The organism is Methanosarcina sp. A14 (assembly GCF_001729375.1).
GTDB lineage: Archaea > Halobacteriota > Methanosarcinia > Methanosarcinales > Methanosarcinaceae > Methanosarcina > Methanosarcina barkeri.
The window spans coordinates 1-9248 of the sequence record NZ_LZPK01000098.1; the positions used below are offsets into that span (position 1 = coordinate 1).

At 41.6% G+C, this 9248-nt stretch carries 8 protein-coding genes and 2 pseudogenes; 5 read left to right on the forward strand and 5 right to left on the reverse strand.

Annotation, left to right across the window (positions count from 1 at the left end):
- Nucleotides 1-119: pseudogene (locus A9239_RS18840) on the reverse strand (IS701 family transposase); the annotation flags it as partial.
- A 435-nt stretch (nucleotides 120-554) separates the two neighbouring features.
- Between A9239_RS18840 and A9239_RS05425 the strand changes: the two are divergent.
- Entirely contained in the window at nucleotides 555-1052 is a 498-nt protein-coding gene (locus A9239_RS05425) for an inorganic diphosphatase (RefSeq protein ID WP_048120210.1), read from the forward strand.
- A gap of 155 nt (nucleotides 1053-1207) precedes the next feature.
- On the opposite strand, the gene A9239_RS05430 is transcribed toward A9239_RS05425, so the two are convergent.
- The 3 genes from A9239_RS05430 to A9239_RS05440 form a co-directional block, all read right to left on the reverse strand.
- The gene (locus A9239_RS05430; RefSeq protein ID WP_218104553.1) at nucleotides 1208-2041 is read right to left on the reverse strand and encodes an SDR family oxidoreductase; all 834 of its coding nucleotides are present in this window, start codon (nucleotides 2039-2041) and stop codon (nucleotides 1208-1210) included.
- Between the two features lie 74 nt (nucleotides 2042-2115).
- Nucleotides 2116-2583: a hypothetical protein gene (locus A9239_RS05435; protein WP_048154359.1), complete on the reverse strand. Its 468-nt coding sequence runs from the start codon at nucleotides 2581-2583 to the stop codon at nucleotides 2116-2118.
- A gap of 3 nt (nucleotides 2584-2586) precedes the next feature.
- Nucleotides 2587-4986, reverse strand: a complete 2400-nt coding sequence (locus A9239_RS05440) for a DUF362 domain-containing protein (RefSeq protein WP_080941542.1) — start codon at nucleotides 4984-4986, stop codon at nucleotides 2587-2589.
- 286 nt (nucleotides 4987-5272) lie between these two features.
- Here A9239_RS05440 and A9239_RS20860 point away from each other — a divergent pair.
- A pseudogene (locus tag A9239_RS20860) lies at nucleotides 5273-5482 on the forward strand (acetoacetate decarboxylase family protein); the annotation flags it as partial.
- Between the two features lie 19 nt (nucleotides 5483-5501).
- Here the strand turns inward: A9239_RS20860 and A9239_RS20215 are convergent.
- Complete coding sequence (locus A9239_RS20215) at nucleotides 5502-5624, reverse strand: hypothetical protein (protein WP_255361911.1); 123 nt, start codon at nucleotides 5622-5624, stop codon at nucleotides 5502-5504.
- Here A9239_RS20215 and A9239_RS19355 point away from each other — a divergent pair.
- The 3 genes from A9239_RS19355 (at nucleotide 5617) to A9239_RS05460 (ending at nucleotide 9169) form a co-directional block, all read left to right on the forward strand.
- Nucleotides 5617-5898 (forward strand): acetoacetate decarboxylase family protein, encoded by a 282-nt coding sequence (locus tag A9239_RS19355; protein ID WP_162488868.1) that lies wholly within the window; start codon nucleotides 5617-5619, stop codon nucleotides 5896-5898. The genes A9239_RS20215 and A9239_RS19355 overlap by 8 nt on opposite strands.
- Before the next feature lie 647 nt (nucleotides 5899-6545).
- Nucleotides 6546-7361, forward strand: a complete 816-nt coding sequence (locus A9239_RS05450; RefSeq protein ID WP_048120204.1) for a hypothetical protein — start codon at nucleotides 6546-6548, stop codon at nucleotides 7359-7361.
- Nucleotides 7362-8407: 1046 nt separating this feature from the next.
- On the forward strand, nucleotides 8408-9169 hold the full coding sequence (locus tag A9239_RS05460) for an MEDS domain-containing protein (RefSeq protein ID WP_052712656.1): 762 nt from the start codon (nucleotides 8408-8410) through the stop codon (nucleotides 9167-9169).
- Nucleotides 9170-9248: the final 79 nt, after the last annotated feature.

Genomic DNA, 9248 nt, shown 5'->3' on the forward strand with positions numbered 1-9248 from the left:
GGAGCATTAGCTATGTCTGGATAACATCTAGCAGCTTCAGTACAGCTAAAAACTTTAGAAGCCGCAATGAGATATTTAATGTAGTCAATGTCGGTACACTTAGGTGGATTTATGTCCATAACTCCGTACGTTTTTAGAGAAACACTAAGCCATAAGTATATTTATAAAGATATCAAGTTTTCGGCATTTTAACTGCGTAAGTCCTAAATCGTGTTTTTATTAGTTAAAGCTGATGTTATTCTGCAGGCATGACAGATCCAAGATTGGGAATCAATACAATTTTAAGAATCAAACCCTGAAAAACAGAAAATATTTTCTTGGTATCACACTGTCTATTTTAATTTATATTCATTTCATTCAGACTTGATATTACCAAACTTCCACAATGGATTTTTTTCCGCATTGTTTTCGGTTTTTCCTTTCATATTAAGAAAATTAATTCATAAGGTCATGTTTTAATAGTATGACCCTATCAGGGGACATAGTCTATGAACTCATAAATAATCACAATCATAAAAAGCAATAACAAGCAGGAGTAAAAAGGAAGTGACGGTATGACGGAAAGACAGGTTGAAAGCGTACTTATAGAGATCCCGAAAGGAAGCCGGAATAAATATGAATACGATAAAGAGAAAAAAGTGATTAAATACGACCGAATGCTTTTTTCTTCAATGGTATATCCCTCAGACTATGGTTTTTTCCCAAACACCCTGGCCCTTGACGGTGATCCTTTAGATGCCATGGTTTTAACCTGGGAACCTACATTTCCGGGATGTATAATAGATGTACATCTTGTGGCACTATTTGACATGGAAGATGATAAAGGAAGAGATCAAAAAATACTCTGTGTTCCAAAGAATGACCCTATGTGGAATTATATTGAGACAGTTGAGCAGGTTCCACCTCATCTATTTAAGGAGATTACTAACTTTTTCCAAACTTATAAAAATTTAGAAGAAAAACGCGTGAAGGTTATCGGTTGGAAAGACCTCGAAACAGCAGTCACTATACTTCAGGAAGCTAAAGATCGATATATCGAACAAAAGAAATAAGAACAAAAGAAATAAAATCATCAGTGAGGGCTTAAGCTCTATAATTTGTCCAGCTAAGTGACCCTTAAAAATTTATTGCTTTTATAGTCTTGCCTATGCCCGGAGACAGATCTTCCTCATTGAGCTTGGTAAAGTCCCACTCTGATTCAACTACCTCAGCTCCTCTGTCTTTTTGACCACTCTATCCGTCGATCATGAGCCATTTTCAGCAGGAAATCTTCTGCGGCTTCAGATAAATTACAGTATTCATGCCAAAGCCATCCGCATGGTTGCTCTGGCACTACAATTATTCCTTTTTTATCCGCAACACCCTGAAGGATTATCTGTGCGGCTTCTTCAGCTGGAATTGCATCTTCAGGGGCTTTTATCTCTTCATGAACTGGACCCAGTATAGGCTTTTTCCAGATCCGTGAAACGACAGCTGCGGGACATGTAACTGAAAAATGAATGCCTTCTTCAGCAAATTCGTACCGCATGCTTTCACTCATCCCAACAACTGCATACTTGGTAGCGCAATAAAGAGACTGGAATGGGAAAGGTATCAGTCCTGCAAGTGAAGCCGTGTTAACAATATGCCCTCCACCCTGAAGACGCATAAATGGCAACGCGGCATTAATTCCGTATATAACGCTCCAGAGATTGACATCAATAATAGATCGCCAGTGTTCAAGCGTAGCGTCAACAGTCGGCATCGTACCTCCAATTCCCGCATTATTAAATAGAAAGTCAATTCTACCTTCCGCGGCAACCGTATCCTGAATAGCTTTATCCACCTCCGGCTGTTTTGTCACATCAACAAGCAGAATTCGAATCTGTTCGGCATATGAATCAAGAGTCTTAGCCGCTGATTCCAGACTTTCCGCATTTCGACCAGCCATGAAGACTATTGCTCCCTTTTTCAGAAGCTCTTCACTTATCGCATACCCGATTCCGGAATTTGCACCGGTTACCAGACAATATTTATCCTTGAAATATTCATCATTCCCCACTTTCATTCCCCATTCTACTTTTCACGTTTCTCTTTCGATTGATTCTTTTTGACTTACTTTACTTTATATGAGGGTTAAGACTCACACTGCCTAATTATCGCCAGAGTAGCTACTACATAGGCAACAGGCCCTGTATAAATCCCCTTGAACAGTGCCACTCTGTTTACAGAAAGCTCCGTGATGTCGAATAAAAAGAACATGGAAATGGTTAAAGTCACCATGACCAATACGGTACAGATGAACAGCACCGTGCCCAGTAATACCCCTCTCCTCGGCAACCTTGACAGTATCGGCCCGGGCTGGGGCAGGTTTTCATCTTTGAATCGGCCAGCACGAAGTTGACGATTAATATCAGCTGCCGAGAAGACCGCCACAAGCCAGGTCATCACGATTGAAGTGATTATCGTATCAACCACAATTCCGGATAAGGCAACGGTATCCACGTTCCTGTTGATGAAAAATGCCAGGAGAGGGTTTACCACCATGTTAATCAGGGCGGCTGCCAGGGCCTGTTTCTGGATATACGAATCTATCGAATCCAAGAATCACCATACCTCCGCCCCGCCGTCAAAGTGAGCAGTGAAGACCTTGCCTGGATCCTCTGTCTCCTCTACATTGGGGATCCTGCGTGCTTCCAGGCTCCCATATCCCGCAGGGACATACAGTGTGAAGCCGAGAGGATCTGCGCCCTCATAGACAGCCTTAAAGTAGTTTTTAATAGAAGCTGGATCGCTGACCAATTGATTTGTGCTTCCGGTATAGGCTCCTCCATTTCGAGTTTTATCTGCATACTGGAATGCTGTGCCGTATAGAGATTGGAAGTTGATAGTCTCAGGTGACTGGGAACCATAGATACTGTTAGTGAGCTTGATATGGGTAGCCAGCTGCCAGCTAGGCCATATGCCTTTGCCCCAGATCATTCCCGGAACGAAGGGGTCTTCACCACCCTCTTCCCGTGACATCTCAAAGGCCAGGGTTGCCGTCCACACGAGCGCATGCTCCTGCGCAAAATCATGCCCTCCAGGGTTCCAGTTTTTATTTGTGGGCTTGAGGCTGATTTCGGCAATAGTATAGAAATTCCCTCTGAGCTGGCCGTATTCTTCTGTTGCCATAATATCAAAGTAGTGGCTCATCATTCTGAAAAACGGAATCCAGATTCCTTTCCGCCCGTTTTCGTCGTAATCTATTATCCCGTCATTATTCTCATCGAAGCCGTCCATGAATTCCTTTAAAAGTGAGGAGCCGGTCAGCTTATCGTGAGCCTCTGCATAACTCAGCAGAGTCTTCTGCATGTCCCATAGCATGCATGAAGGGTTATAATACATCGTTTTCGTCATTAGCTCAAGGAATTTCTTGTCCTCTATCCTTCCCAGGTGACCCTCCAGGGAAGCCAGTGGTGTCTCTGTAAGGGCGTCCCAGCCGACGACATAGTATTTCTGCTGCCCCACACCTCTCGCTTCAGCATAATGGTACAGGTTGTACCTGAAAAGAGGTGAATCGAGGTCTTCCTCGGTTGCGATATTTTTTCCGTCAATTATTGCTACGGGTACGTGGTGTACAAACTCTGTGGGCCAGCCGTTTTCATCCTTGAGCTTCAATGCTTCACGCATAGGTACCGTTTTGAAACAGTATCTGGCGCAGAGGAGGTCGATAGCCACACAGTCCAGGGACGCCCAGACGTAACCTTCAGGAATTTTAACAGATGTTCCATTCCCTTCGTGGTTGATATTAATCATATCTATTCCGTCAATTACATGCACCATGAATATGTTCTGTGCCTGTACTGCCCTGATAACGTCCACCTGAGTCCCTGGCATTCCTGCGGTTTTTGTTGTGATGTATTCTCCTTTCTCATCTCTTACAGGCAGGTTGGTATCGTCATCCATCTTTACTACCCAGGGCATATGCGGTAGCCCACCTTTGAAAGATGGGAATCTGGACGGGCACGCATATTTCCATTTCATATCACCACTGCCAGGATCGCAGGGAGCCTGCGTGGGGTAAAGGCCGATACCAAGGTTCTTGGTAGCATTTGTGAGAAGGTCCTGAGCATGGATCTTCATCTTTGGGACATTAATAAGGATGCACCCGGGATAGTCTTTCAAGTCGTTACTGTCCCCCGGCTCCCCACCGACTATCACCTTGTGCAGTGTGATCTCTTTATAGTTATCCCCCTCCGGGACTGCGACTGTCCTGCCCCTTGAAGTGTCTTCGTCAAGTTTGTTCAGGTCATAGACCATCAGCCGGTTTCCGGCTTTTCCTGGCGGGAAGAACCTTCCGGCAACGCTGTCCTCGTAGCCTCTCATAGGGTCGTCTTCATGGGATGAAGGGTGTCGTTCGGAAAGGTACTTGCGGACAAAGAAAAAACCCCACCCTCCGTAGAAATCCTCACTCTTTCCTTCAAAAAGGGCTTCTGTGGCGATGTCCTTTCCGGAGGCTAACCTGAGAGAGATTGTCAACCCCAGGACAGCAGTTGAAGCCTCCCCAAGAGCCATCTGATGATAGTGTATGTCAAGCCTGTCATGGAACCACCTCATCAGGGCGGCTATCAGAGACCAATCGGTACAGATGGGAGCCCCCAGACCTTCGCCATGTGTCCCTGCGTCAATAGCGGTTGGGTTTACCAGGTTAGGCTTGAATAACAATTTTTTTCCGTCCTGTATCTGCGATTTCACCTTGCTGGCGAACCCCGTCTCTCGGTCCAGCCCACCCAGAGAATGATCAAGATTGGCGTAAATATAATCGATTCTTTCAACTATCTCCGCCCAGGCTGCGGTATTATTCTCATCTATTACTTTCTGGAGCAAAACCGGAATTCCGGCATAGGTCTTTGAGACATCCATCCTGCTGCCAGCGACCGGTGATCCTTCAGAATCGACTTTTCTCTTTCCAAGTTGCGAATCGACAACTGCACCTTTTGAAGTTTCTTCATTTATGACACTCATCTTTTCCCCCCACTCATGCAAAGTGGATAAAGTGGCATTAAACACTTCTCGATAACACGACAAAGATTTCTCAATAAAAAGGCAGATTCAAGGCCTTATGTTGACTATCGTGAGATCTCTTTTTTACTCCCTTTGACCTTTTTTACTGTATATCCGCGATATCCGGTTATTTTTTACATGTATTCTCAACGGAATTTAATATACCATATTATATGTAATATGGTATATTTTATGTCTTTTATGATATCCTAAAAATAATACTAAATGTTTTCATATTAGATATTTAATGCCTGAGCTAAACATCTCATCCAGTCAATTTCGAGAAATCGACTGGATGGCGGGAAGAGCGTATAATTTATTCCAGGCCAGTGTACCGGTCCGTTTTAATGGAAAACGTGGCCAGCTTGAAGGGAATTTTGTTCTGGTAATCTTGGAGAGTAAAACCGTGCCGATACTCAGGGGCAGGGAACAGATCGGCATGCCAAAAATCGATGTCGATATCGAGGATCTGCATATCATTCGGCCGAACTACTACACCAGCGCCAGTACGAAGGAAACACATCTCTGCGTCTGGAAATGCTCGGGGCAAAGCCTGTTGATGGGGAAACACTGGCACAGATGCAGGCGTCTATGGCCACAATCAACGCCCTTGGATGGCGTTACATCCCAAAAGTCGACGTTCTCGGAGCGGACTTAAGCCAGCCCATCCTGTTTCCGCAGGGTGCCGAGGTTCATAGCACCTGGACAGGGAATGGCACTGTCAAATGGACACAATTGAGCTGGGAGCAGAACCCGGGACAGTGGCATATCATCAAGGCACCGGCAGAGCTGCCTATTTTCGAGATAGCTCCAGTCATCATGTCGAAAGGTATTGTCGTTTTGAAAACCAATAACTGGCGTGTTCTCAAATAACTGGAAATCGAATAACTGGAAATATACCTGCTACAATCTGCAGATTTTTTTTACTTTTTGCAGGATGACTCGTAAATAAAAACATTTTATGAGTATACCAGCATTCGAAGCTCCTGTGAAATATATAAAGAACCTTTCGGAATTCAAACATCATGTTTTAAAGTCCTCGATAAGTATTTAGTCATTAATTTAAGGTTCTTTAAGGTTTTATAAATAGAATAAAGCTTTTTTTCAAAATTAAATCTCTTTAAATCCTTTATTCCCGAAAGTAACTTTATATTTTTGCCAGCTCATTTAAGGACTGTCAGCGGATCAATAGTCTGAAGACAATCAAAAATACGGAAATAAATGTAATAATGGAAAACCCAGACAAGAAAACGTAAAACAACTGAAAAACCAGGCAAGAAACCCACTAAAATAAAGCAAGAAAATCACTGAAAAACCAGCAAGAAACCCACTAAATAAAGCAAGAAAATCACCGAAAAACCAACAAGAAAACAACTGAAATCAAGTAAGAAAATCACCGAAAAACCAGGCAAGAAAACCACTATAAAATCAGACAACAGAACAATTCAATACAAGATCACTAGCTCGAAAAACAGAACTAACGAAAAAAATAGAGATTGAAGTCAATAACGGAGTACGCTATGAAAGTAAAAACAAAAGTGTTAAACTCAATTTACCGTTTTACAGCGGTAATGATAGTATTATGCATTCTTCCTTTAGGCGCTTTTGCTTCGGAAAACAAACCTGTATTTACTCCTGGAGAGAACATAACTGAAGAAAATTTTACTGATGTCCGAGAGGAAATGCTTGATTCCATTAGCGAACAAATTTCTGAACTTCAGAGTTTCTATACTAATGTAAGCGAAGCTTCCAGTGCATCCGACCTTCAGGAAGTCCTGTCAAGTCAGAAATGTGCAGGCATACCTGATGGAATGAATATGGGACCTGATAGAATGAACCATGTTCTCTGTGGGATGCCTGGATTATTTGACATCACCAAGGTTGAGAACGTAACTGACGATAACTACACTGAGGTTCAGGCCGAGATGGTTAGTTCCCTTGGAAATATGACTGAAACACTTAACGATCAGCTGGACAACACGACTGATGAAAATATGACTGCGATGCTCAATGAACAAGTAACTGATCTTGACAACCTGTCCAGCGAAATAAGTTCAGCATCCAGTGCAGAAGAACTTCAAAATGTTGTATTCACCTATTTGCAAACCCAGGCTACCGACTCACTCAAAATGGAAATCGAACACCTTGAAGAGATGGCAAGTGAAAGTGGGAACACAACCGATGAGAATATGAGTGAGAGCCTTAGCATCAGGATCACAGAACTCAATGGTCTAATAGAAGATATCAACGGAGCAGAGTCACTCGAAGACCTTATGGAAATCATGTCCTCTGCTCAGGGAATGCCTGGAATGGGATCTGGAGGTCCGATGCATTAATAAGGCGAAAAGCGACTTCCCAATGAATTTTTGGAAGGACGCTTGAAAACAGCTCCAAGAACAACACTGAAGCTTAAACTTATACATATTTGATGGATCGATTCAATTAAGATGAAATTGATACGAATCGGAGACCGAAGATTAAAAAGGAGATGATATGCAGATCTCTACCTTCCTCTTTCGAAGCAACCTACGTTAAATCCCAAAATAGTCAAGGAGATGATATGAAGGATCTCTATAACATACTAAATACCGTACTACTAAATACCGTACTACTAAATACCATACTACTAAATACCATACTACTAAATACCATACTACTAAATACCATACTACTAAATACCATACTACTAAATAACATAGGCAAATTTCAAAAAATTACACCTAAATTTTGCAGTATTGTTGAATGTAAATTATACCTCCGTCATATGGTTCAGCCAAACATATGAAAAAAATTTCTGAGGGACTATTAAAAAGCATGATGGCTGAACCCCTCCATCAATGAAAGTTTTGCGATGACTTCTAAATCCTTTTTGTATTTTTAGTAATCGATAATTACAAAATGTTATTGAAAAATTTGGCATCTTTAAATTGACGGACTGGAACACAATATTCCTTGTATTAACAATAGTAATACATGGCGTCATCAGTGAGGACTCGGTCAAGCTATTCAATACAGCCGATTAGTAGAGGTAGGTTATGATTTTGATCCCAGGTCATTTGAGGATGTACTTACCAAGCCTGAATGCGATAGTTGTCGTGTAATCCCAGTGTTCCTGCGGGCTTTTTGGCAAGTTCTTCCTTCAGTAAGGCTGCCTCGATAACGAAATATATCTAAAGAAATTATTATTCTATAATAAGTAATACAGAGACTTAATTATACAGTCATGTTTATATAAATAAATCTTTATATTACTACTTGAATTCTATAAATTATTCTTGCAAGAAGAATTTTAAGCCATTTTTGAGCCAGGTAAGACATTAAATAAAGCAATAATGTTGAGAAGAGAGTCTTTTGACTTTACACCTGATTATCAAAGAATAACATGAGAAGCGGCAACAGAATTTCTGGTATTGATATTATTGGAAACGTACAGTGGGGAATACATTTCTGCCAGTTCTACAGGACAAAAGAAGATTTGATGGATATACTTGTTCCTTATTTCAAAGCAGGGCTTGAAAATAATGAGTACTGTTTATGGGCCATATCAGAACCTGTAGATGAAGAAGAAGCAAAAGAAGCTTTGAAAGTGGTTATTCCTGATATTGGCGCTTATTTAGAAAACGGGCAAATCGACATTGTTCCCTATTCTTGCTGGCATGTAGAAGAAGATGTTTTAGATCCACAAACAGTATTTAACTACTTGACTGAAAAAACCAGTAAGGCTCTCGCTAGTGGATACGATGGTTTGAGGTATAGTGGAAACAGTTTTTCTGGTCACGAAAAATTACTGGACTCTGCTATAGGCAAGTATTCAATGATGGTTCTTTGCACTTATCCAATTGACAAATACAGTGCAGTTGAAATTCTTGACATTATCACAAATCACCAGTTTGCTTTGACTAAAAAAGAAGATAAGTGGGAGCAGATAGAATATTCCTGTCAGAAAAATACTAAGGAATGCAGGCAGGTTGAGGACGCGCTGAGTGCGAGTGAAGAGCGTTTTTGTACTCTGGTGACGGCAAGTTCAGAAATGGTATATCGCGTGAGCCCGGACTGGAGCGAGATGCGTTATCTTTTAGGAGTTACGCAGTTGGCTCCTAGCATATTGTTTTTTCCAAACTTTCAAATATTTGAATTAATTTAACGTGTATTGGGGATTCCTTAAGTATTCTGTCACTGCCACTCTTCTAATTTTCATAGCACTTTCAAACCTGGATATTCCA